Here is a 23,250-nt window from a genome sequence, read left to right on the forward strand (position 1 = left end):
TGGTCACTTCTTCTTGGCCTTGTCCTTTGATTCGTCGGTGGTGAGGGCGGCGATGAACGCTTCCTGCGGAACCTCCACCGTTCCCACCATTTTCATGCGCTTCTTGCCTTCTTTTTGCTTCTCCAGCAGCTTGCGCTTTCGTGAGATGTCACCGCCGTAGCACTTGGCAAGCACGTCCTTGCGGATGGCCCGGATGCTTTCGCGGGCGATGATCCTGGAGCCGATGGCCGCCTGGATGGGCACCTCGAACTGCTGCCGCGGGATGAGTTCGCGGAGCTTTCCGGTCATCATCACGCCGTAGGCGTAGGCCTTGTCCCGGTGGGTGATGGCACTGAAGGCGTCCACTTGTTCGCCCTGGAGCATGATGTCGACCTTCACGAGGTCGGCAACCTGCTCGCCGTCGGCCTTCCAGTCCAGGGAGCCGTAGCCACGCGTTTTTGACTTCAGGATGTCGAAGAAGTCGAAGACGATTTCCGCCAGCGGCAGCCGGTAGCGGATTTCCACCCGGTCCTCGGAGAGGTAGTCCATGCCGCCCATCACGCCCCGGCGTGACTGGCACAGCTCCATGATGGCGCCGACGAACTCGTTGGGGGCCAGGATGGTCGCGGAGACCATCGGTTCGCGCACCTCGGCGATCTTGCCCGTGGGGTATTCGCTGGGGTTGGTCACGCGGACCACCTTCTTGTCCTCCAGGGTCACCTCGTATTCCACGTTGGGTGCCGTGGAGATCAGGTCAAGGTTGTATTCGCGCTCCAGGCGTTCGCGGGTGATCTCAAGGTGCAGCAGGCCCAGGAAGCCCACACGGAAGCCGAAGCCCAGCGCAGCAGAGGTCTCCGGTTCGTACACCAGTGCTGCGTCGTTTAGCATGAGTTTTTCGAGGGCGTCGCGCAGCACCGGGTAGTCGGCGCCGTCCAGGGGGTACAGGCCGGAGAACACCATGGGTTTGGCATCGGCGTAGCCGGGCAGCGACTCGGCGGCCGGCTTGGCCAGGTTGGTGACGGTATCGCCGACCTTGGACTGGCGGACGTCCTTCACACCGGTGATCAGGTAGCCCACTTCGCCAACGCCCAAGCCCTTGGAGGGTGTGGGTTCCGGGGAGCTGACGCCGATTTCCAGGAGTTCGTGCGAGGCCCTGGTGGACATCATCTGGATGCGTTCACGCGGGTGGAGCATCCCGTCCACCACGCGCACGTAGGTGACCACGCCGCGGTAGGTGTCGTAGACCGAGTCGAAGATCATGGCACGGGCCGGCGCATCGGGGTCGCCCTTCGGCGCCGGCAGGTCGCGGACGATCTTGTCCAGGAGGGCTTCCACGCCAACGCCGGTCTTGCCGGACACCCGCAGGACATCCTCAGGATCGCCGCCGATCAGGCTGGCCAGCTCGGCTGCGTACTTTTCAGGCTGCGCCGCCGGCAGGTCGATCTTGTTCAGGACCGGGATGATGGCGAGGTTGTTCTCCATGGCCAGGTAGAGGTTCGCGAGCGTCTGGGCCTCAATGCCCTGGGCTGCGTCCACCAGCAGGATTGCGCCCTCGCAGGCGGCCAGTGACCTGGAGACCTCGTAGGTGAAGTCCACGTGCCCGGGGGTGTCGATCATGTTCAGCGCGTAACTGACACCGTCCACCTCCCACGGCATGCGGACGGCCTGGGACTTGATGGTGATGCCGCGTTCGCGCTCGATGTCCATCCGGTCCAGGTACTGGGCCTTCATGTCGCGCGCCTGGACCACCCCGGTGGATTGCAGCATACGGTCAGCCAGGGTGGATTTGCCGTGGTCGATATGCGCGATGATGCAAAAGTTCCGAATAATTGCCGGATCTGTCGCGGCGGGCACCGGTGCGGTGCGGGCCATGGGAGACACGCAGGGTCCTTACTGTTGGCTTTTCTGCAGCCATCCGCCAGGCACGCGAAAGGCGCCTGCGGTCCAGCCGCACATCTTTAACGTCCAGTGTCCCACGTCCGCGACCCCGCCACCGCATCCTGGCCGGCCCGTGCACACTGTTTCAGCGGCAGCCCCGCCGATAGGCTGTCGGGATGGCCATTGATCTCCGCTCCCTGGGAAACGCCGTCCGCCGCGGCCTGCGCATGCTGCGGAAACGGCCCGTGGCCCCACGGCCGGTCCAGGACCAGCGCCCGGGCGGCAATCGGCGCGCCGCCGGCGAAGGTGTCCCGGCCGAAGCGGCGGCCTATCCCGGCGATTACCGCGGCCGCGCCTCCGTCCATTACGCTCCGCAGCCCGACGGCGACCCCGATCCGGGCGAGGTGGTGTGGGCCTGGGTGCCCTATGAGGAGGATCACGGCAAGGGGAAGGACCGGCCGGTGCTGCTGGTGGGGCACAACGGCCCCTTCCTCCTGGGGCTGATGCTGACCAGCAGGGACAGGGTTCCTGCCGGGACGTCGTCCGCGGACTACGTGGATCTCGGCTCCGGGGGTTGGGACAACCAGGGCAGGGCAAGTGAAGTGCGGCTGGACCGTATCCTGCAGATCCGCCCGGACAGCATCCGGCGAGAAGGCGCGGTATTGGACAAGGCGCGCTTTGAACAGGTGGCGTCCGGGCTTCGGCGGCGACACGGCTGGGCCTGACCCGCTGAAATGGCCAGAGCCGCCGCTGACCTGCTAATCTTTATTGCTGTGTGTCCGTGCAGGTCGACGGTCACTGATGGTTGGCCGCCATAGGTATCCCCACGCCGCTCAGTCAAGGCCAGCCTGAAAGCCCTCTAGACCATTTCCGCATTACAAAGAGAGTTCACACGTGGCGAATATCAAGTCCCAGAAGAAGCGCATCCTGACCAACGAGAAGGCCCGCCTGCGCAATAACGCAGTCAAGTCTGAGCTGAAGACGGCCATCCGCGCCGTCAACACCGCTGTTGAGTCCGCTGACAAGGAAGCTGCTACTACTGCGCTCGTTTCTGCCAGCCGTAAGCTGGACAAGGCTGTCAGCAAGGGTGTTCTGCACAAGAACAACGCAGCGAACCGTAAGTCGGCGATCTCCAAGAAGGTCAACGCACTCTAAGGTTTCCAGTTCCCATGAACTGATGGTGTGGCCGGTACCCTCGGGTACCGGCCACGCGCTTTTAAGCGGCCAGTCCGGCGAGCCGCGGCAGCACGCCGTCGAATGCCACCGGGACGTGCCGAGCCGGATGCGAAGAGCGTCCGGGCCTGTTGGGCGCTGCGGGGGCTATCTGCCCTGGACGGACATGGCAATCACGGTGACGGCGTGCTCCACGGCGTACACCGGGTCCCTGGACAAGCCCTTGACCTGCGCATCGGCTTCCGCCGTGGCCTGGATGGACCGCACCAGGCCTTCAGGGGTCCAGCGCCGTACGTCGCGCTGCGCCTGCTCCACCAGCCAGGGCTGCATGCCCAATTCCGCAGCGATCTGCGCGGACGGGCCGGAGGCGCCTGCCACCCGTGCCACCGTCCGCAGCTTCGAGGCGAGTGCAGCCACCAGCGGTACCGGGTCAGCGCCGGTGGCGAGGGCGTGGCGCAGCGTCGACAGTGCAAGGGGGGCATTTCCGGCCATGGCCGCGTCGGCCACCTTGAACGCGGTGGCTTCGACCCGTCCGCCGTAATACTTGTCGACGGTGTCTGTGGTGACCGTGCTCCCCGCGTCGGCGATCAGCTGGGAGCAGGCGGCAGCTAGCTCTGACAGGTCTGCTCCCACGGCATTCACCAGGGCCTGCACGGCGTCCTGGTTGATCCGGCGTCCGGCCGCCTTGAACTCCGCGGTGACGAACTGGACCTTGTCCGCATCCTTTTTCAGCGGCTGGCACTCCACTACCGGCCAGCCCCCCTTCCTGACGGCGTCGAGGAGCTTTTTGCCGCGGACCCCGCCTGCGTGGCGCAGCACGACGACGGCGTCCTCCTCCGGGTGCTGCAGGTAGCCGAGGGCATCGGCAAGGAAGGCGTCATTCATCCCTTCCACAGCCTCCACCTCGATCAGCTTGCTCTCGCCGAACAGGGATGGACTCACCTGCATGGTCAAGGTGCCGGCCTCATACGCCGCCGCGTTGATGCGGCTCACCTCCACGTCCGGTGCGGCCGCCCTGACCTGGGACCGGATCCTGTCCATCGCCCTGATTCCCAGGTACTCTTCCGGACCGCTCACCAATACGATCCGGGCCGGGGTTACGTCCCGCCAGGAGGCTGTGTTGGACGCTTGGGAGCGGGGTGCCCGCTTTTGCGCAGCGGCCATCGGCAGTTCCTTCCGGAGGTTTTATTGCAGTATCCCAGCCTGCCACGTCTGTGCCCGGGGTCCAAGCTGCGGACACCGCGGAAGCGATGCAGGCGCACCTCCAGCAACTCCAGGAATACGACAGTTCCTGCGTGCGCCGTCCGGACCCAGCGGATGAGGCGGAGCGGCCTGGCCGCCGCCCCGACGGCAGCCAGGGACAGGACCGACAGCAGCACCATGGACAGCATCCCCGGCACCCCTTCCGGCCATGGGAGCGCAGACCCCGGCAGCTGGGCTGCGATCCTGGCCGTAGCCGCGACGGCCGCGCTGAAGGTCCCGGCAACGGCTATCAGCGCTGCGGCCCCCCACGGCAAAACGACCACCAGGGGCACCGCTGCTGTTCCCAGCAGGGTCACGGGAGCCACCAGGGGCGAGGCGACGACATTGGCCGCCAGGGAATAGGTTGAAAACTGGGGTTGCAGGAGCACGATGACGGGCCCGCACAGCAGTTGGGCGGACAACGGAACCGCTACCGCGGCAGCGAGCCACCGTGGGACCGCCGCGGGAATCCAGCTGATGATCCGCCGGCCTATAAGAATGATTCCCAGTGTGGCCAGGACAGAAAGCAGGAAGCCAAAACTCGTGCCAAGAGCCGGATCCGCCAACAGCAGCCCCAGTACAGCCAGGCAAAGGAAGCTCAGACCGCGCCCTGAACGTCCACCGGCCAGAGAGGCGACGCCAATGGCTCCCATCAGCGCTGCCCGCAGAACGCTGGCATCAGGCCCCACCAGGACCACGAAAAGGGCCAGGCCGCCAAGGGCAACAGCTGCGGCAGGGGCACGCGGCAGCCGGAACCACCGGCACAGCAGCAGCAACGCCCCCAGCACCAGGCTGCAGTTTGCCCCGCTGACTGCCGTCAGGTGCGTCATGCCAACCGCTTTCATGGCGTTGTTCAATCCCTCATCCAGCGCACTGGTGTCACCGGTGACCATCCCCGGGAGGAGCCCGCGGGCATCCGGTTCGAGGAAAGCCGAGGCAGAAACGAATCGGCCGCGGAGCTCCCTGGCTGACTCTTCCAGCAGTGAGCCACCCGAGGGCTTGCCTGGAGCCGTCGAAGCGGCCAGGTTTCCCGCCTCCTGCCCTCCGGGGTCTGCCGGCCGCAGCTTGCCGGCAGCCCGGAGCGTCTGCCCCGGCACCACGCCGCCCCACCCCTGCCCGCCCATCACCACGAGCCGGGCGCGGGTGCGAACCAGGATGCCACCCGTTGTCACTTCCCGCGTCCACACCGGGACCGACCACCTCCCCGCCGCCCCTCCGGGTCCGGCCAGCGCCCGCGGGTTTCCGGCTACCTCGACAATGACGACGGCCGACTTTCCGTCCACGATGGCCTCAGCGAGCGGCCCCTCGAACCGCTGGCTTGAGGTTGTCGCGGAATGGGCTGCCGCCGCGGCGGCCAGCATCAGGGAGACGCCCAATGCTGCCCGAAAGCTTCGGCCCCGGACACCGAGCCTCCATCCCGGCCCCGAAGCGCGGGCGGCGGCACGCAAGCTTCCCCTCCGTCCTCCCTTCGCGGCGCGGGCCAGGAAAAGGCCGCCAACTGCCGCAAGCGCGCAGCACACGGTGGCCAGCCACGGGGGCGGCAGCCAGAGCCCCGCCACCGAGGCAGCCCACACCGAAACTGCGGGGAGGGCAAGCCGGACGTCCGTGCGGCGCCGCGGTCCCACATGGCCGGAGTCACTTTCCTCCCGCTCGTGGCCGCTTTCAACCAGCCGCCTGAGAGCGCGGTCCAGGCACTGCGCCCAATACCCTTTCATGTCCCCAAAGGTCAGAGCCCGGCAGGTCAGAGCCCCGGCTTTCAGGGCCCGGCCCTTCGGGGTCCGGCCTTTTGCGGTCCCGCGGCGGCGTGCCGGCAGACCTGGCGCCTGCGGGCGTGCCCGTCCCAGGGACGGTGGAACTGCTCCGGGACGCGAACGTGTTCCGGGCGGTTGCGTTGTCGATGGGTGCACCCCCCGTGCGGGACCCCCGGTGTCTGGCCCCCGGCCGGGCCCCTGCACCGCCGAGTCCACGAACCGGTTCCAAGGACTCGTGGCTCCCTCTCCCCCGGCGGGGCCTCCCCGCCCTTCCGGGCCGTCGGGCCTGCCTGTGCTGCTCCTTCCGCTTGCCATCCGGGATGCCTTAGACCGTCACAAAGGGCAGCAGGACCTCGAGCAGCTTCGGCCCGACGCCATCCACCGCGTCCAGTTCTTCGACGCTTTTGAAAGGTCCATGGTCTTTTCGCCAATCCACGATCCGCTGGGCTAGTACCGGACCGACTTTGGGAAGCGTGTCCAGCATGGCAACGTCAGCGGTGTTGAGGTTGACTTTCTCGCCCGCAGTGCTGCCTCCTGACCCCTGTGTTCCGGTAGTGTCCGCGCCGCTGCCGCCGGAGCCAGGGGCGTACGGCGGCGCGGTAGCCGGCTCGCCCTGCAGCGGGACGACGATCTTCTGGCCGTCCTCCATCACGAGTGCAAGGTTGAGCTGGTTGGCGTCGGCCTCCGGTAGTGCTCCGCCCGCAGCGGCAATGGCGTCCTCAACGCGGCTTCCCTGTTGAAGCCGTACTACTCCTGGTTTGGCCACGGCACCGGCCACATGGACCACCAGCAGGGCCGCAGGGGCGGACTCCGCGTGGTGTGGCCCGGCATCCGGTTGATCTGCTTCGGCCTCATGTGGGGTATTCCCCCTTTCCTGGGTTTCGGCGGTTGTCCCGGAACCAACGCCTGCCAACGGCAGGACTTCCGGTGCGGCAGCGGCTGCCTGCCACCAGAACCAGGCGCAGGCGGCGGCAGCGAGGGCAGCCAGCAGCAGGGCAACGCGCAACCCCACCCGCCAACGCAGCGTAGGCGCAGTACTGGACGTGCATTCCGGACCAACGGCGCCTGGAGCCCCACTTGTTTCTGCAGGCCCCCGGTATTCGAAACCGCCCAGGCCCAGGTCGTCCTCCGAAGCCCCTGCCGTTGCCTCCCCCAGGGCGGCCTGCAGCCTTGCCCTCACAGGCCGCGCCTGCTGACCTGTTGCTGCAGCGTCCCGGCGTGACATAGCTCCACCCTAAGAATCCTGCCCGCTGCCCGGCAGGCGCCAAAGCCCCTATGTGGAAACTTGGGGCCCCGACGCCCGATTGCCAGAAGCAATCAAGGACGACCGAAAGCAGCATAATTTCCTGATCTCCGCAGCAAACTGGTATCTGGTTTGTGATATCAAGCTGCAGCCTCATCAACGGTCATGGCCCCCTGCTTCCCGGTCCAGCCCCGCCGCCGATGCCGCCAGGCCCGAATGACCTCGGCGCCGCCACGGGCCAGCAGTTGAGCCTCGAAGGCGTCCACGTGCGGGAGCAGCTAGTAGCGAAGGTACTGCTGGACTGCCGAACGCATACGGTGAGTCAACGTTTTTGCGCCCGTGGCTTAGGGCTTCCAGGGAGTGATCCGGACACTGGTGAGGGCACGGTCCCCGGATGGATTCATCCTGGCTGAGGCACAGACGCTGAAGGCGTAGCGCGTCAGGGCGACGTTGATACATCCTGGCATTCGCACCGGCCAGAGCCGGGCAAAGCTGCCAGAACAGCCCGCGGTAATGCTGTGGTACTCCCCCAAGTTGTGACAGAGCGGGAGCCTGCGACGGGTCACTGCGCGCGGTTTAGCAACACGTGGCTGCTCAATACTGCGCGACCGCGGAAAGCATGACCGCGCCGGTCACCACCGCCATTGCGAGGGAGGCCAGGGTGATTGTCCAGCTGAGTACCGAGCGTTCTTTGTGATGGATAACGCTGACCAAGCCGAGCACCGCTGTGGCCGCAGCAGGGGCTATGACTGCCTGACCGAACCCGTACCAGACCCAGTTGAAGAACGGATACTCCATCATCGGCCCGAGCGTGATCCACGCGATAAGGGTCGCTACGACGGTGATGGCAGCGAAGAGCAGGCTCCAGCGCCCGGACGCTGAGCGGGGTGTAATTGTGATGGACATTTCTTCTGCCTAGGGGTGTGGTGTAAACAGGCTGATGAAAAATGCAAGGTAGAAGTACGCCAGCTGCGCCGGCCCGGCGACCAGTGCGACGACCGAAAGCACTGAGCGCTCCCGGTAACTGAACATGGCCGCCAGTGCCAGCGCTGGTCCGGACATCGCTATTGCCGGGCTCAGGGCAGCCCATGGGCTGTACTGAAGAACCTCACCGACTCCAAGAAAGGCCGCGGCCCACCATCCGAGGGATGTCGTGGGCAGGAACCGTGTCACTGCTCCTTCAGCCCGGAATCCCGCGAGAATACCCAGCACCGCCGCCGCAGTAAGAGCAATGGTCCCGGCGAAGATGAACACGTCGGGGGTCACGGGCATCTGTGTGCCCGGTGAGAAAACTACCGAGGCGGCAGCCATGATCGCGGCCGAAAGAACAAGGAAAGCAAGCGCGCAGTAGCCGAGCGCCGTGCGGATAAAGCGGTGCTTTCGCGCCTCGGCCGCGATCGCTGAGACGATGCTGAGAACAAAGGCACCGACGGCGACAGTAGCCCAAATGGCCGGCCCGGCGGGCGGAGGCCCCGACGGGAGAAAACAGGCCGTGAGGGCCACAATGAACAGCCCCACAGCCGTCCGGAAACGGGAGATACGCGGCACGGCACGCCCGGCTGCGTACGGGGACTGAAGCGGAACTGCCATCGGAGGCTCCAAATGTGGTGGAAATTCACCCTAAGAGGCGAACCGTGGGATGGGAAAACATTGCAGTGGACAATAAGGCCTTGTGCAGCCACATCACTGGTCGACTTCCTGCCGCCGCCTCTGAGGCTCATCGCGTCCTTAATAGAATGATTGGCTCGGCAACCAGCCCGGGATAGGGCTCAAAGACCTACCATCCCGGCAGGGTACTTCGCCGCATGATCGACGCCGATGCGGTGGGCCCGGACGCCAGTTTCATTGAGGACACCCTGGAACTGAGCCTGCTGGCCCCGGGACCTGTCACCGGCCCGTGGACCGGCCCTTGAAGGACTACGAAATTGACCGGCTGTAGCCGGCAGAGCACTTGCCCAGGAGGCGCCCTTCAGGGTTGCCACACCACTGCGCTAATGTACTCTTCCGGCGAGAGGGGGCACCTCTGAGCCGCTCATGAAATGGAGCAAACCCCCATCCGCCGGAGCAAAGTCCGGAGGTCCACCAGACTGTCTCCCATGGTTCCGGCCCCAGCTCCCTGCAGCGCTGGTGCTGCCAACCCGGCCATCCGAGGTGATCCGGTTACTGGCGTTTCACTGCAGCGACAAACTCCTGGGCTATCTGCGTCATCACGCTGAGAGCTTCCTCCCCACCGATCGCCATCCCCGTGTTGGATCCCATGTCGAGAGATACCGTTCCGGAAAGGACCCTGAGACCCACAGCCATGTTGTTCCCGTCGATGGATTCCTTGGTCACGTATGACTTCTCCCCGATGTCCGGGCCCGGAAGAACTTCGATGGTGACCTTCTGGGGTCCAGTAGCTCCGGACAGCGTCTGGTCAAACAAGGCGCAGTGAACCATCAGCTCCTGGCTGTAATCAAAGTCGGCTCTCATGAGAACCTCCCGGGGGCCGCTTCTGACATCGAAGAGGATCATTCCGACTCCATGGTCGCCGGCGTTGAACACCTCCCCAAGGGCAAAGCCCATGGAGGGGTCCAACTGTGCCTCGTGCTGCCACGACCTGTGGAACACGTTACATTCTGCTGGTTCGGTGGCACCCAGCAGGGCGACGCCGACACAGACGCCGGTGGCTGGGTCATCAACGCGTACGACTTGCGTGCCATGGCCGTGTCCTCAGCTCTTCCGCCGTGTGGCTCAAGGACTTTACTGCTGATGGCCATGAGTTCCTGGTCCGTGAAGACCCTGGGCGACGCCGTGGAGGGCTCCGCCGCGGGGGCCGTGCTTGATGCATCTGCACGCGTGGTACTGCTGCCGTTCTGTGAAGGCGTGTCAGCTGGCTGGCCGGACCCGCATCCGGTGAGGATTAACAGTGCAGCGAACAACATTCCGGCTCTTCTGAACCGACCGGCGCACCTGAGCTTTTGCACGGAGCTGGCTTCTCTGGCCATCCGGATCCCCTCCTGCGTGTACAGCTGTGGAGTTTGTTGGCGCAGCGCGCACAGGCTGGCCTAGAAGTCGATGCCCTTGACCAGGGTGACGAACTGTTCCTTGACCTGCTCTTCGCTGGGCCCCTCCGGTGAGATCAGGATCTGTGCGGTGAAGATTGCCATGTTCTGCCCACGGGCGACCATGAGGGACAAGATTGTGACCGGAACATCGCTCGGGGGCCTAAGGGACTTCGGTCCGCCCGGTTCCGAGCGGATGATGAGAGTTGCCTTGTCGCCAACGCCCTGGATGATTTGGCCATCCGGCGGCAACGGCCCCGGGAGCGCAGCCGCACCTCCCTGATGCAGTTCGATGGCGAACACGAGCGAGTCCGGACCAGGCGTGCCCAACGCGCCAAAGCGGTACCGGCAGTTGCCCTCCCCCGGGAGAACCTGCGCTTGGGTGGTGGCACCGAAGGCCTGCTTGAGAGCATCAGCGCTGACCAGGGCGCATACAGGGCTGTTTGTGGACGTCTGCGGACCGACAGATGGCGCCGGCGGAACACGAAGTTCAGTGCCGTTGCCCCACCCGGCCTCGACAACTGCCTGGGCCAGGGCGCGTGCCGACACGTTGCCGTCCGGTACCGGGGTTCCTGCTGCAATGGGTGGCATGGCCACGATGCGCAGGTCAAGGGACTCGCTGCCCCGGACGGCCTTGAGCACGGTGTTTGCCGATGCGCCTCCGGGCTCGCCGCGGAACCACCCCGTCCACTGCATGCAGGCGAAGTCCCCGATGCCATCCACCACAGAGCAGTCGGGGGCCTTTTTCGCGTCGGTGACGTCGGCGGCCGATGCAGGCGAGATGAGCGAGACGGAGAGCGCAAGGACCTTCTCGTACTTGCTCATGTAGCTGCACAGATAGGCCGGACTTCCCGCCGGTTTCCCGTTTTGCCCCATCTGGACCAGCCCGGGATCGACCTTGGCAGCGATGGCAGGAGTGATCAGGTCGCAGGCCGGGTTCCCTGATCCGGCTGGCTTGGCCTGGGTAGGCGACGAGGGGCTGCCACCCTGTGCGCATCCGGCCAGTCCGAATACCAGTGCGGCCAAGACCACTGGCAATGTCCAGGGAGCGCGGACTCCGGGAGCACGCATGGTTTCCTCCGGCCTCTGACTGCCGTCCCGAACGGGAAAGTCGCTGATGGGGCGACACTACGGACTCCCGCGAATGGCCGCCAGAGGCCAAGGACCCTGCAGTCAGTGCGGCAGCAGGCCGCCCACAGTCACCCGCTCAGCTGGGGACCACACCGCCGTGAACCGTGGCCGACCTGCCAACGATCACCGCAAGGACCCCAAGGCCCGCGTGCGCTGCCAGGACCGCGGGAAGGGAGCTGATCTGCGCCGGAGGGCACTGTGGAAGGGCCGCCTCCAGCCGCACCGCCAGGCTCTCCGCTTCCTCAGGATTGCCGAAGTAATGGACGGCCAAGACCACGGAGTCGCCGGGATGCGCCTCCGCTTCCGCCACCACGATTTCCTCAAGCCGGGCCACAGCCCTGGCACCTGATCGCACTTTTTCCAGCGGAACTATCCTGCCGCCGTCGACCGCCAGGATTGGTTTGATGGCAAGCATGGTCCCCAGGAGCGACGCGGCCGCCCCGATCCGCCCGCCGCGGCGCAACTGCTCAAGGGTGGGCACGTAGAAGAAGACCTTGGTACGTGCTGCCTGGGCCGCTGCCGCAGCGGCCACCGCGGACCGGTCACCGCCGGCTGACGCTGCTTCCAATGCTGCCTGTACAGCCATGCCCTGCGCCATGCCAACGGTTTCCGTGTCCACCACGTCCACGGGAATACCCACCCTGGCCGCAGCCAGGCGCGCAGCGTCCGCGGTGCCGGAAAGTCCGCCCGAGATGTGGACCGAAACGATCCCTTCGTATCCCCGGAGTTCAGCGGCCCGGTAGGCCTGCTCGAACTGCCCCGGCGACGGCCTGGACGTCTTGACCGCCGTCCCCGCGGCCAGGGCCACCGCGATGGTCTCCAGGATGTCGTCTTCGCCCTCACCGTAGATTTCAGCGCCGACCATGACGGGCATCGGAGTCACCGTCAGGATCCCGTCCCGCGGCAGTCCGGCAACGTAGTCCGCCGGCAGGGCAGCAGCCGAGTCCGTGACGACGGCGGTGCGGGCGACAGGGCTGCCACCCGGACGCCGTGTTCCCGGCCGGGCCGCAGGACGGAGGCCCGACAGCCGGGCACGGACCCAAGGCCAGGCGGCGGCGTTACTGTCGGGCAAGGGGCCTCCTGGAGACGCTGTCCGGCTCAACCAGCACCGGCCGCCGGAAAGTTTCCGGCGGCCGGTGCATCACTGCGGGTGCAGCAACTATGCCGGAACGATGTTGACCAGCTTAGGCGCACGGACGATCACCGTGCGGATGCCCCGGCCGTCCATGGCGCGCTGGACGTTCTCCGACGCCAGTGCCAGTTCGCGCAGCTGGTCTTCGGAGACGTCCGGGGACACCTCCAGCCGGTCGCGGACCTTGCCCTGGACCTGGACGACGGCGGTGACCGTGTCCTGGACCAGCAGGGCGGGGTCGTGGGACGGCCAGCCGGCGTTGGCAACCGATGCCGGGTGGCCCAGCAGGTTCCACATGTCCTCGGCGGTGTACGGCGCGAACAGGCTGAGGATTACGGCAACCGCCTCTGCGGCTTCGCGGACTGCGGGATCCGCTGCGCCCGCACCGGAGTCGATCGCCTTGCGGGTGGCGTTGACCAGCTCCATGAGTTTGGCCACCACCACGTTGAACTTGTTGGCGTCCAGCAGTTCGGCGGCATCGGCGATGGTGCGGTGCGTTACCGAACGCAGCCCGCGGTCTCCGGTTGCGGCGTCCACACCGGCATCACTGGTGACGTCCTGCGCCAGGCGCCAGGCCCTGGCCAGGAACTTGGCGGAACCGGACGGCGACACGTCGGCCCAGTCCACGTCGTCCTCGGGCGGGGACGCGAACACCATGGTCAGGCGGACAGCGTCCACGCCGTACTTGTCCAGCTGCTCGCCGAGGTCAACGCCGTTGCCCAGGGATTTGCTCATGGCCTTGCCGCCGTTGAGCACCTGGCCCTGGTTCAGCAGCGCGCTGAATGGTTCGTCGGCATCGATCATGCCGAGGTCGTGGATGACCTTGGTGAAGAAGCGGGCGTAGAGCAGGTGGAGGATGGCGTGCTCCACGCCGCCCACGTACTGGCCCACCGGCATCCAGTCATTGATCTTCTGCGGATCGAAGGGCCCCTCGGTGTAATGCGGCGACACGAAGCGCAGGAAGTACCAGGATGAGTCCACGAACGTGTCCATGGTGTCGGTGTCCCGTCTCGCGGGCCCGTGGCAGGTGGGGCATTCCACGTTGACCCAGGACTCCGCCGCAGCCAGCGGCGAGGTGCCCTTCGGTGCCAGGTCCTCACCGCGGAGGTCCGCGGGCAGGGTAACCGGCAGCTGCTCATCGGGGACGGGGACTTCACCGCAGGACGGGCAGTGGATGATGGGGATGGGGGTGCCCCAGAAGCGCTGGCGGCTCAGCAGCCAGTCCCGGAGCCGGAAGTTCACGAACTTCTCGCCGGTACCCTGCTGTTCCAGCATGGCAATGGCGGCAGGGATGGCCTCAGCCTTGGGCAGGCCGTCCAGCTCGCCGGAGTTGATCAGGGTGCCCTCGCCCGCTGTCGCGGTGCCGGACACAGCCGGATCCTCCTCGCCGGTGTCCAGGACCGCGCGGACCGGCAGGTCGAAGGTCCTGGCGAAGTCGAGGTCGCGCTGGTCGTGGGCCGGGACGGCCATGATGGCGCCCGTGCCGTAGTCCGCCAGGACGTAGTCGGCGGCCCATACGGGCAGCTTCTCCCCGTTCAGCGGGTTGATGGCGTAGCGGCCGGTGAAAACGCCGGTCTTCTCGCGTTCCGTGGACTGGCGTTCGATCTCGGAGAGTGCCTTGACCCGTTCGCGGTATTCGTCCAGGGCGGCAGCGTGCTCGTCCGTGACAAGTTCGACGGCGAGTGGCGCGTCGGCGGCGACCACAAAGAAGGTTGCGCCGTAGAGAGTGTCCGGGCGCGTGGTGAACACCGTGACGTCCTTGGCGGGCCTGCCGCCGTCGGCCTCGATCACGAAGTTGACGTGCGCACCCTCGGACCGGCCGATCCAGTTCTTCTGCATGGCCAGGACACGTTCGGGCCAGTGGCCACGGAGCTCGTCCATGTCGTCCAGCAGCCGGTCCGCGTAGTCGGTGATCTTGAAGTACCACTGGTTCAGGGACTTCTTGGTGACGGTGGTGCCGCAGCGCTCGCAGGCGCCATTGACGACCTGCTCGTTGGCCAGGACGGTCTGGTCCTTGGGGCACCAGTTGACCGGGGAGTTCTTCCGGTAAGCAAGGCCGCGCTCATAGAAGCGCTTGAACAGCCACTGCGTCCAGCGGTAGTACTCGGGATCAGAGGTGTGCAGGCGGCGCGACCAGTCGGCGGAGATGGCGTACCGCTTGAAGGAGGCCGCCTGGGTGTCGATGTTGGCGTACGTCCACTCGCTGGGGTGGGCGTTGCGCTTGATGGCGGCGTTCTCCGCGGGCAGGCCAAAGGAGTCCCAGCCGATGGGATGCAGGACGTCGTAGCCCTTCTGCCGCAGGTAGCGGGCCACCACGTCGCCCATGGCGAACGCCTCGGCGTGGCCCATGTGCAGGTCGCCGGACGGGTACGGGAACATGTCAAGCACGTAGCGGCGCTCCCGCGACCCATCATCCACCGGGGTGAAGACCTTGAGGTCATCCCACACCTGGGGCCATTTGGCCTCCATGGCGGCGAAACTGTAGGTGCCCTCTTCAGGCTCCGCCGATACTGTTGTTGTTCCGGTCTCTGTCTCCGGCTGAACGCCCACTGCTGCCCTCTTCTGTTCTGTTACGGCATCTGTGCTGCCATAACGGCCTGATCCTCCTGCTGCCGGCCCGGCGTCATGCCCCGGACACACAAAAGCCCCTCTCCATGGAGGGGCTGCCGCTCAGCTGTCCGATTATCGGAGCCGGCGGCTAACTAAGCAGAAGGATCGCACGCATGGATCTACTTTAGCGCACCGGCACGTCCCCCGCCTCAGCCAGGCTGAACGGCCCGTTGCATTGGCCGGGGCAAGCGCGCATGATCGTCCCACAACGTTGGGAGGCGGCACACCATGTCAGAAGCAACCACCGCCGGCCCTGCTGAAGGACAGCCCCTCTCCCTCTGGCTGGCAACCGCCGGCTCCACTGACTTTCCGGGCCTGCGCGGCACCGTGGAAGTGGACGTGGCAGTCATCGGTGGAGGCATCGCCGGGCTGACCGCAGCGCTGGCCCTGAAACGTTCGGGCCGCTCGGTGGCAGTCCTGGAAGCCGGCCGGATCGGCACCGGCGTCACTGGCCACACCACCGGCAAGGTGACGTCCCTGCACCGCCTCGCCTACACGGATCTGCAGCGGAGTCATGGCGTTGCAGCGGCCAGGAGCTACGGATTGGCGAACCAGGCGGCCGTGGAATACATCGGTGCGGTGGTGGACGCTGAGAACATTTCCTGCGGTTTCCGCCGGGTCGCCAACTACACCTTTGCTGCAGGCCATGATGCGCTGCCGCAGGTGCGGGCAGAAGCCGGGCTTGCGGCAGACCTCGGCCTTCCGTCAACGTTCACCGCCGACGTTCCCCTGCCGTTTCCCGTGGCCGGTGCCGTACGGTTTGACGGCCAGGCCCAGATCCATGGCGTCCAGTACCTCCAGGGGCTCGCCGGACGGGTGGACGGGGACGGCAGCTGCGTCTTCGAACGCACCCGCGCAATGGAGCTGCGCGAGGGCAGTCCCGTCACGGTGGCCGCCGCCGACGGAACCGTGCTCGCCCGGGATGCGATTGTGGCCACGAACGTTCCCTTCGCCGACCACGGCCGGTTCGAAGCACTCTGCCAGCCGCACCGCTCCTACATCGTCGCCGCGCCGATCGGCACCCCTCCCCTGGACGCCACCTTCATCAGCGCGGATGAGCCCATGCGTTCGCTGCTGACGGTCCGCCTCAACGCGGTGACGTACCTGCTGACGGGCGGCGAGGGCCATCCCGCGGGCGCGCACGTAGACCCGGCACCGCGCCATGCCAGCCTGGCCCGTTATGCGCGCCTCCAGTTCGGGGCCGGCGGCGCGGCTTACCGTTGGTCCACCCAGGACGCGCTGCCTCTCGACGGTCTGCCCTATGCGGGGCCGCTGAACCCGGACAGCCGGCACGCGTTCGTCATCACGGGCCTGCGCAAATGGGGCCTGACGAACGGTACGGCAGCGGCGCTGATGCTGGCGGATCTGCTCAACGGCACGCCCAATGAGTGGGCGGCCCTGTTTGACAGCAACCGTGCGACGTCGCGGACCACCACGGCGGCAGCGCCACCAGCAGCGCACGGGGACACCGTTCCCGGGGAAGGGACCACACAGCGGGCAGCGGACCTTGTTCCGGGCGACGGCACTGTCATTGAAACGGACGGGACCAGCACGGCGTGCTACCGGGATCCTGCGGGACAGATCCACGCGGTGTCCGCGATCTGCACCCATCTTGGCTGCACTGTCGGGTTCAACCGGGAGGACCGCACGTGGGACTGCCCCTGCCATGGCTCCCGGTTCGATGTGGACGGCAAAGTCATCCAGGGGCCGGCAACCGAGGATCTCCCTGTGCGCCCTGCGCCGTGACGTGCCCGCGCGCTGCCGCCCGCACCCTGCCTGGCGCAAATCCAGGAATGGTCCGCCGGACATGGCAGGGGCCGCCCTGCATGGAAAGGCAGGGCGGCCCCAAAGGTGTGAAGGACGCTACCTGACGTCCTCGTCCACCCACTCCATGGACTTGGTGACCGCCTTCTTCCACAGCCGCATCTGGCGTTCCTGCTCAGCCTTCTCCATCTGCGGCTCCCAGCGCTTGTCCTCGGACCAGTTGGCCGAGCACTCGCCCAGGTCCTTCCAGAACCCAACCGCCAGGCCTGCCGCGTAGGCAGCCCCCAGCGCCGTGGTCTCAATGACCTTGGGACGGATGACCGGGACGCCAAGGATGTCCGCCTGGAACTGCATCAGGGCGTCATTGGCAACCATGCCGCCGTCGACCTTCAGCTCGCTCAGCGGCACGCCGGAGTCCGCGTTGACCGCGTCCAGCACCTCGCGGGTCTGGAACGCGGTGGCTTCCAGCGCTGCCCGGGCGATGTGGTTCTTGTTGACGAACCGGGTCAGGCCCACAATCGCACCGCGGGCATCGGAGCGCCAGTACGGGGCGAACAGGCCGGAGAACGCCGGGACGATGTACACGCCGCCGTTGTCCTTGACCGACGCGGCAAGGGTTTCCACCTCGGGGGCGCTGCTGATCATGCCCAGGTTGTCACGCAGCCACTGGACCAGTGAACCGGTGACGGCGATGGACCCTTCCAGGGCATAGTGCGGTTTGGCGTCGCCCAGCTTGTAGCCCACCGTGGTGAGGAGCCCGTTCTTCGAGTGCACGATTTCCTCGCCCGTGTTGAAGATCAGGAAGCAGCCGGTGCCATAGGTGTTCTTCGCTTCGCCGGCGTCAAAAGCGGCCTGGCCGAAGGTTGCGGCCTGCTGGTCTCCCAGGATGCCCGAAACCGGCGTTTCGCGGAGCAGCTGGGAGCTGTGGACGGTGCCGTACACCTCGGAGGAGGACTTGATCTCCGGCATCATGCTGCGCGGCACGCCAAAGATGCCGAGGATCTCGTCGTCCCACTGCAGGGTTTCAAGATCCATGAACAGGGTGCGGGACGCGTTGGTGACGTCGGTGACGTGCACGCCGCCGTCGACGCCGCCGGTCAGGTTCCACAGGACCCAGGCGTCGGTGTTGCCGAAGACCAGGTCCCCGGCCTCTGCCTTTTCCCTGGCGCCGTCAACGTTGTCCAGGATCCACTTGATCTTGGTGCCGGAGAAGTAGGTTGCCAGCGGCAGGCCCACCTTCTGTTTGAAGCGGTCGGCTCCGCCGTCCTTGGCCAGCTGGTCCACGATGTCCTGGGTGCGCGTGTCCTGCCACACGATGGCGTTGTAGACCGGCTTGCCCGTGGTCTTGTCCCACACCACGGCGGTTTCGCGCTGGTTGGTGATGCCGACGGCGGCAATATCGTGCCGCGTCAGGTTCGCCTTTGAGAGGGCCGAGCCGATGACCTCGCGGGTGTTGTTCCAGATCTCCGCAGCATCGTGTTCCACCCAGCCGGCCTGGGGGAAGATCTGTTCGTGTTCCATCTGGCCGGAAGAGACGATGGCGCCGCTGTGGTCGAAGATGATGGCGCGGGTGCTGGTGGTGCCCTGGTCAATGGCGATTACGTACTGGTTCATAATGACGTCCTTGTCTTGTTGTTCGAACTGGGTGCCGGGGGTTTAGGAAGCGGCGGTGACGATGATCGGGGCGATCCGGGCAACAACTCCGGCCAGGGCGCCGCCGACAAGCGGACCCACCACCGGAATCCAGGAGTAGCTCCAGTCACTGGAGCCCTTGCCCTTGATCGGGAGCACTGCGTGGGCGATGCGGGGTCCGAGGTCGCGGGCGGGGTTGATGGCGTAGCCGGTGGGCCCGCCAAGGGAGACACCGATGCCGACCACGAGCAGCGCGACGGCGAGTGGGCCGAGCCCCGAGGGGGTACCACCGAGGGTGAGGATGACGAAGACCAGGACAAAAGTGCCGATGATCTCGGTGATCAGGTTCCATGGGGTGGACCGGATGGCAGGGCCGGTGGAAAAGGTCCCGAGCTTGCCGGCAGGCTCCGGCTCGTCATCGAAGTGCTGTTTGTAGGCCAGCCAGCAGACCACGGCGCCGAGGAACGCGCCCAGCAGCTCGCCTCCGAAGTAGGTCAGGGTGGAGGCGAAGTCGACGGCGACTCCCGGAGCGTATTCGGGCTTGCCGTTGAGCAGCAGGCCGAGGGTGACGGCCGGGTTGAGGTGCGCGCCCGACTTGGCGGCGACGAAGACACCCGCGAAGACGGCGATTCCCCACCCCCATGTGACCATCAGGAAACCGCCGTTGTTGCCTTTTGTCCCCCGCAAAGCCACGTTGGCAACGACGCCGCAACCCAACAGGGTCAGCATGCCCGTGCCAAAGACTTCGGAGAGGAAGACTATTCCTAGAGACATCTTTGACTCCTTCTTTGTTTAGTTGTCGGTCCTCCGCGGGTGAAGGACCGTGGGGCCGGGACGCTGGCGCGCCCCGGCCGGCTGCCTGGCCTTAAGAGACCAGGCTGTGCGTTTCCACGCGGTGGAAACGCTGCAGCACGTCCTGGGCGTGCTTGATCTCTGCGGCACGGGCTGCCGCGTCCCACTTGAGCGGCACCGACAGCACCTCCGCCACTTCGTTGAGGAGTTCTCCGGTCACGAGCCCCCGGAAGGCCAGTGAGGTACGCCGGATGAGGACATCCACGAGGTGCCCCACCTGCTCGTTTGCCGCCATGAATTCCAACTCGCGGACGCTGAGCTCCCGGGTGGACCGCAGCGCCTGGTCAGGTTCGGCGTCGAGGTATTCGATCACGGCTTCGGCCCGGGTCCCGTAGCGGGTCAGCAGGCCGGCCGTTCGGTCTGCGTCGCGGCCGTCGGCCATGTGGGCCTTGATCCACTTCTGCACGCCTGCCTCGTCGGCAGGGAAGCCGGCGCCGCCGCCGATGGGGAGCTGCGCCGTCGAAAGCTTCCGCTGCACGCCGAGCTCGGTGAGGACCTCGTTGGTCAGGTGCTCTGAGAGGGCGCGGAAGGTGGTCCACTTGCCGCCCACCAGGCTCAGCACGAGTGCCCCGGTTCCGTTTGTTCCGGAAGCGCGGCGTTCGATGCGGTAGTCGCGGGAGACGAAGCCCGGCTGGGTGGCGTCATGGCTCGGCAGGGGGCGCACACCCGAGAACGTGTAGACGATGTCGTCAGGCGTGACGTCAATGGACGGGAACACGTGGCCGATGAGGTCGAAGAAGTACTGGATTTCCTCGTCGGTGCAGATGGCGTCTTCCGACATGTCCGCGTCGACGTCCGTGGTGCCCACCAGCACCCGGTCACCCATGGGGTAGATGAGGACAATCCGGCCGTCGGTGTGCTCGAAGAAGATCTCCCGGCCGCGGCAGGCGGCGAGGAGGCCCGGGTGGTCCAGCACGATGTGGGAGCCCTTGGTGCCGCCCATGAAGGCCGACGCCGCGCCCATGGCCTCATTGGTCAGGTCCACCCACGCCCCGGTGGTGTTCACGATGATGTCAGCCGTGAAATCGAACTCTTCCCCGGTGAGTTCATCGCGGAGCCGGACGGTGCTCCCCCGGCCGGTCCCCGGGTTGGGGGTGGAAGACATGGACTGCAGCGAGAGGTAGTTGCTGGCGCGGGCCGTGTCACCCTGCGCGCTGGTGCCCGTCACGTTGCTTGCGCGGCCGGCCTTTTCGCCGTCCTGGAGGACGTCGAGGGTCAGCCGTTCAGGGTTGTGCACCGAGGCGTCGAAGTAGGTTGCGGTGTATTTGACGTCCGGCCGAAGGGCGGGAAGTTCCTGGAGGGCTGCCTTGTGGGTGCGGAACTGATGCCGGGGCACCGTGCCGCCGTCCCGGGAAAACGAATCGTAAAGGCTGAGGCCCGCCTTGATGAGGAACGCACCGCGCTCCTTGGGCTTGCCCTGCTGCTTGTGGGTGAGGAAGCGCAGCGGCGCGGAGAGGATACCGGAGAAGGTGCTGAAGATCGGGATGGTCGTCTGCAGCGGCTTGACGTAGTGCGGGGCGATCTTCAGCAGCCGGTTGCGCTCCACCACGGATTCCCGGACCAGGCGGAACTCGCCGTTTTCGAGGTACCGGATGCCACCGTGGATCATGTGCGAAGACGCGCCGCTTGCGCCCTGGCAGTAGTCGCCGCGCTCCACCAGTGCAACGTCGACGCCCTGCAGTGCCAGATCGCGGAACGTGCCCACTCCGTTGATGCCGCCGCCCACCACCAGCACTTTTGCGTGCGGGCGGCGCCGCAGGCTGTGGACCGATGCGCGTTCGGCCCCTGGCCGGGGCGCAGTAACAGACGGTTGAACAGTTGAATCCTTGGGTCCCAAAACGACTCCCTTGGGGCTTTGTGTGATGCGGCCACCGCTGGTTGGCGCCGCCGTTCTGCTCTATTGTTTGGAGAATTGGAAAATGGAGTCAAGGACTATGCACAAACGTGCAGAACGGAAGTGAGATGGCACTTTCCCGGGACCAGGATGCCCTCCGAGCTGCACAAATGTACTATCTGCAGGACCTCACCATGGACGCCATTGCCCGCGAGCTGCGCACCTCCCGGTCCACCGTCTCGCGCCTCTTGTCCTCGGCGCGGGAGTCCGGCCTGGTGCAGATCCAGATCCGCAACCCGCTGGACACCGGGCCCGAACTTGAGGGCATGATCAGGCGCCGGTACAACCTGGATGTCCATGTGGTTCCCATCCTTGGGACGCTGAATGAAGCCGAGACCCTGGACCGGGTGGCCATGCAGGCAGCGCGGACCATCGGGCCCCTGGTGGACTCCAACGCGATCATCGGTGTGGCTTGGGGATCTACGCTCAGCGCGGTGAGCCGGCACCTCACCCGGAAGATCACCCACGACAGCGTGATCGTCCAGCTCAACGGTGCCGGGAACATGCACACCACGGGCATTACCTACGCGAGCGACATCATGCGCCGGTTCGGGAGCGCGTACGGGGCGCGGGTGGAGCAATTCCCCGTCCCGGCGTTCTTCGACCACGCCGACACCAAGACGGCCATGTGGAATGAGCGCAGCGTGCAGCGCGTCCTGGAACTGCAGGCCAAGATGAGCATCGCCATATTCGGCGTCGGATCCGTGCACGCCGACTATCCCAGCCACGTCTACGCGGGCGGGTACCTCGACGAGGACGACCTCAATGCCCTGGCCAACTCAGACGTGGTGGGCGACGTTGCCACCGTGTTCTTCCGGGCCGACGGGTCCTCTGACGGGATCGTCCTGAACGAGCGGTCCACCGGCCCTGCCCTCGCCCAGCTCCGGGAGGTGCGCCGAAGGATCTGCGTGGTGTCGGGAGTCTCGAAGATCAACGGCCTGCGCGGGGCACTGGCAGCACGGCTCGCCACGGACCTGATCCTCGACGAAGCCACCGCACGCCGGCTGGTGGATTACGAGGGCCTCACCAGCTGAAGTGGGTAGAGTCGTTGCCATGAGAACCTCACCCCGGCTCAGCCTGAATAACGGTGTGCTGATAGACCAGCTCGGCTTTGGGCTGTACAAGGTGCCGGCAGCAGACGCGGAAGGGCTGGTGGCAACCGCGCTCGCCGCCGGCTACCGGCACTTCGACACCGCCGCCATGTACGGCAACGAAACCGGCGTGGCACGCGGCATCAGTTCCCAGCTGGATGCAGGGACCGGCAGCGGCGGCTCAGGCGAACTCTTTCCGTCCCTGACGCGTGAAGACGTGTTCATCACCACAAAGGTGTGGAATGACCACCACGGCTACGATGCGACGCTGCGCGCCTTCGACGATTCCATGGTCAACCTTGGCCTGGACTATGTGGACATGTACCTCATCCACTGGCCGTGCCCCCGCCGGGGCCTGTTCCCCGAGACCTACCGTGCCCTGGAGACGCTCTACCGCGAGGGCAGGGTCCGTGCCATCGGCGTCAGCAACTTCCAGCCGGCACACCTTGACCGCCTGCTGCAAAGCGCCGAGGTGGTCCCCGCCGTCAACCAGATCGAGCTGCACCCATGGCTGCAGCAGGAGGAGCTGCGCAGCAAGCATGCGGAACTGGGCATTCGGACCGAAGCATGGAGCCCGCTGGGCCGCGGCCAGGTGCTGGCCGATCCCGTCATCCAGGCCTGCGCCGCCGAGCACGGCCGGACCCCCGCGCAGGTGATCCTCCGCTGGCACATGCAGCTGGGACATATCGCCATCCCCAAGGCCAGCTCCGAGGCCCGGATCCGGGAGAACCTCGATGTCTTCGGTTTCGAGCTCTCCGGGCGGGACCTGGTGGCCATTAAGGCACTGGACCGCGGGCAACGCACCGGGTCGCATCCGGACAACGTCAACTAGGC

General features: G+C 66.2%; 18 protein-coding genes. 5 read left to right on the top strand and 13 right to left on the bottom strand.

Annotated elements, in window-relative coordinates; all coding sequences use genetic code 11:
* Positions 1–3 precede the first annotated feature (3 nt).
* Positions 4–1,860: a translation elongation factor 4 gene (gene lepA, locus ACWRN3_RS04040; RefSeq protein WP_043454334.1), complete on the bottom strand. Its 1,857-nt coding sequence runs from the start codon at positions 1,858–1,860 to the stop codon at positions 4–6.
* A 173-nt stretch (positions 1,861–2,033) separates the two neighbouring features.
* On the opposite strand from lepA, the gene ACWRN3_RS04045 reads away from it, so the two are divergent.
* Both ACWRN3_RS04045 and rpsT read left to right on the top strand, forming a co-directional pair.
* A complete protein-coding gene (locus ACWRN3_RS04045) occupies positions 2,034–2,582 on the top strand; it encodes a type II toxin-antitoxin system PemK/MazF family toxin (RefSeq protein WP_476739922.1) in 549 nt (182 codons plus the stop codon).
* A 169-nt stretch (positions 2,583–2,751) separates the two neighbouring features.
* A complete protein-coding gene (gene rpsT, locus ACWRN3_RS04050; RefSeq protein ID WP_018761400.1) occupies positions 2,752–3,012 on the top strand; it encodes a 30S ribosomal protein S20 in 261 nt (86 codons plus the stop codon).
* A gap of 165 nt (positions 3,013–3,177) precedes the next feature.
* Here rpsT and holA read toward each other — a convergent pair whose 3' ends face one another.
* From holA to leuS, 9 genes are all read right to left on the bottom strand, one after another.
* Positions 3,178–4,194: a DNA polymerase III subunit delta gene (gene holA / locus ACWRN3_RS04055; protein ID WP_476739923.1), complete on the bottom strand. Its 1,017-nt coding sequence runs from the start codon at positions 4,192–4,194 to the stop codon at positions 3,178–3,180.
* Positions 4,128–5,987, bottom strand: a complete 1,860-nt coding sequence (locus ACWRN3_RS04060; RefSeq protein ID WP_476739924.1) for a ComEC/Rec2 family competence protein — start codon at positions 5,985–5,987, stop codon at positions 4,128–4,130. The genes holA and ACWRN3_RS04060 overlap by 67 nt, the downstream gene beginning before the upstream one ends.
* Positions 5,988–6,348: 361 nt before the next feature.
* The gene (locus ACWRN3_RS04065; RefSeq protein WP_476739925.1) at positions 6,349–7,248 is read right to left on the bottom strand and encodes a ComEA family DNA-binding protein; all 900 of its coding nucleotides are present in this window, start codon (positions 7,246–7,248) and stop codon (positions 6,349–6,351) included.
* A gap of 612 nt (positions 7,249–7,860) precedes the next feature.
* On the bottom strand, positions 7,861–8,172 hold the full coding sequence (locus ACWRN3_RS04070) for a hypothetical protein (RefSeq protein WP_476739926.1): 312 nt from the start codon (positions 8,170–8,172) through the stop codon (positions 7,861–7,863).
* 9 nt (positions 8,173–8,181) lie between these two features.
* Positions 8,182–8,856, bottom strand: a complete 675-nt coding sequence (locus tag ACWRN3_RS04075; protein ID WP_476739927.1) for a hypothetical protein — start codon at positions 8,854–8,856, stop codon at positions 8,182–8,184.
* A gap of 570 nt (positions 8,857–9,426) precedes the next feature.
* Positions 9,427–9,831: a hypothetical protein gene (locus ACWRN3_RS04080; protein ID WP_476739928.1), complete on the bottom strand. Its 405-nt coding sequence runs from the start codon at positions 9,829–9,831 to the stop codon at positions 9,427–9,429.
* A 482-nt stretch (positions 9,832–10,313) separates the two neighbouring features.
* The gene (locus ACWRN3_RS04085) at positions 10,314–11,342 is read right to left on the bottom strand and encodes a hypothetical protein (RefSeq protein ID WP_476739929.1); all 1,029 of its coding nucleotides are present in this window, start codon (positions 11,340–11,342) and stop codon (positions 10,314–10,316) included.
* Between the two features lie 175 nt (positions 11,343–11,517).
* Positions 11,518–12,513: a DegV family protein gene (locus ACWRN3_RS04090; RefSeq protein ID WP_476739930.1), complete on the bottom strand. Its 996-nt coding sequence runs from the start codon at positions 12,511–12,513 to the stop codon at positions 11,518–11,520.
* Between the two features lie 87 nt (positions 12,514–12,600).
* A complete protein-coding gene (leuS, locus tag ACWRN3_RS04095; protein ID WP_476739931.1) occupies positions 12,601–15,123 on the bottom strand; it encodes a leucine--tRNA ligase in 2,523 nt (840 codons plus the stop codon).
* A 288-nt stretch (positions 15,124–15,411) separates the two neighbouring features.
* Here leuS and ACWRN3_RS04100 point away from each other — a divergent pair, with 288 nt between their 5' ends.
* On the top strand, positions 15,412–16,929 hold the full coding sequence (locus ACWRN3_RS04100) for an FAD-dependent oxidoreductase (RefSeq protein ID WP_476739932.1): 1,518 nt from the start codon (positions 15,412–15,414) through the stop codon (positions 16,927–16,929).
* Positions 16,930–17,046: 117 nt separating this feature from the next.
* Here ACWRN3_RS04100 and glpK read toward each other — a convergent pair whose 3' ends face one another.
* From glpK to ACWRN3_RS04115, 3 genes are all read right to left on the bottom strand, one after another.
* Positions 17,047–18,561: a glycerol kinase GlpK gene (gene glpK / locus ACWRN3_RS04105; RefSeq protein WP_255172300.1), complete on the bottom strand. Its 1,515-nt coding sequence runs from the start codon at positions 18,559–18,561 to the stop codon at positions 17,047–17,049.
* A 42-nt stretch (positions 18,562–18,603) separates the two neighbouring features.
* Positions 18,604–19,353 (bottom strand): MIP/aquaporin family protein, encoded by a 750-nt coding sequence (locus ACWRN3_RS04110; protein ID WP_159631930.1) that lies wholly within the window; start codon positions 19,351–19,353, stop codon positions 18,604–18,606.
* Between the two features lie 91 nt (positions 19,354–19,444).
* Complete coding sequence (locus ACWRN3_RS04115; protein WP_476739933.1) at positions 19,445–21,268, bottom strand: glycerol-3-phosphate dehydrogenase/oxidase; 1,824 nt, start codon at positions 21,266–21,268, stop codon at positions 19,445–19,447.
* Positions 21,269–21,393: 125 nt separating this feature from the next.
* Between ACWRN3_RS04115 and ACWRN3_RS04120 the strand changes: the two genes are divergently transcribed.
* Together ACWRN3_RS04120 and ACWRN3_RS04125 are read left to right on the top strand one after the other, a co-directional pair.
* Complete coding sequence (locus tag ACWRN3_RS04120; protein ID WP_324645268.1) at positions 21,394–22,359, top strand: sugar-binding transcriptional regulator; 966 nt, start codon at positions 21,394–21,396, stop codon at positions 22,357–22,359.
* A 19-nt stretch (positions 22,360–22,378) separates the two neighbouring features.
* A complete protein-coding gene (locus tag ACWRN3_RS04125; protein WP_224026142.1) occupies positions 22,379–23,248 on the top strand; it encodes an aldo/keto reductase in 870 nt (289 codons plus the stop codon).
* The last annotated feature ends 2 nt before the right edge of the window (positions 23,249–23,250 follow it).

Source organism: Pseudarthrobacter sp. rb (assembly GCF_056389225.1).

Coding starts and splice junctions, on each gene's coding strand:
- ACWRN3_RS04065 (WP_476739925.1), bottom strand. CDS start 7,248: ATGTCACGCCGGGACGCTGCAGCAACAGGTCAGCAGGCGCGGCCTGTG.
- ACWRN3_RS04120 (WP_324645268.1), top strand. CDS start 21,394: ATGGCACTTTCCCGGGACCAGGATGCCCTCCGAGCTGCACAAATGTAC.
- ACWRN3_RS04110 (WP_159631930.1), bottom strand. CDS start 19,353: ATGTCTCTAGGAATAGTCTTCCTCTCCGAAGTCTTTGGCACGGGCATG.
- ACWRN3_RS04080 (WP_476739928.1), bottom strand. CDS start 9,831: ATGGGCTTTGCCCTTGGGGAGGTGTTCAACGCCGGCGACCATGGAGTC.
- ACWRN3_RS04075 (WP_476739927.1), bottom strand. CDS start 8,856: ATGGCAGTTCCGCTTCAGTCCCCGTACGCAGCCGGGCGTGCCGTGCCG.
- ACWRN3_RS04070 (WP_476739926.1), bottom strand. CDS start 8,172: ATGTCCATCACAATTACACCCCGCTCAGCGTCCGGGCGCTGGAGCCTG.
- ACWRN3_RS04100 (WP_476739932.1), top strand. CDS start 15,412: ATGTCAGAAGCAACCACCGCCGGCCCTGCTGAAGGACAGCCCCTCTCC.
- ACWRN3_RS04045 (WP_476739922.1), top strand. CDS start 2,034: ATGGCCATTGATCTCCGCTCCCTGGGAAACGCCGTCCGCCGCGGCCTG.
- holA (WP_476739923.1), bottom strand. CDS start 4,194: ATGGCCGCTGCGCAAAAGCGGGCACCCCGCTCCCAAGCGTCCAACACA.
- ACWRN3_RS04060 (WP_476739924.1), bottom strand. CDS start 5,987: ATGAAAGGGTATTGGGCGCAGTGCCTGGACCGCGCTCTCAGGCGGCTG.
- ACWRN3_RS04125 (WP_224026142.1), top strand. CDS start 22,379: ATGAGAACCTCACCCCGGCTCAGCCTGAATAACGGTGTGCTGATAGAC.
- glpK (WP_255172300.1), bottom strand. CDS start 18,561: ATGAACCAGTACGTAATCGCCATTGACCAGGGCACCACCAGCACCCGC.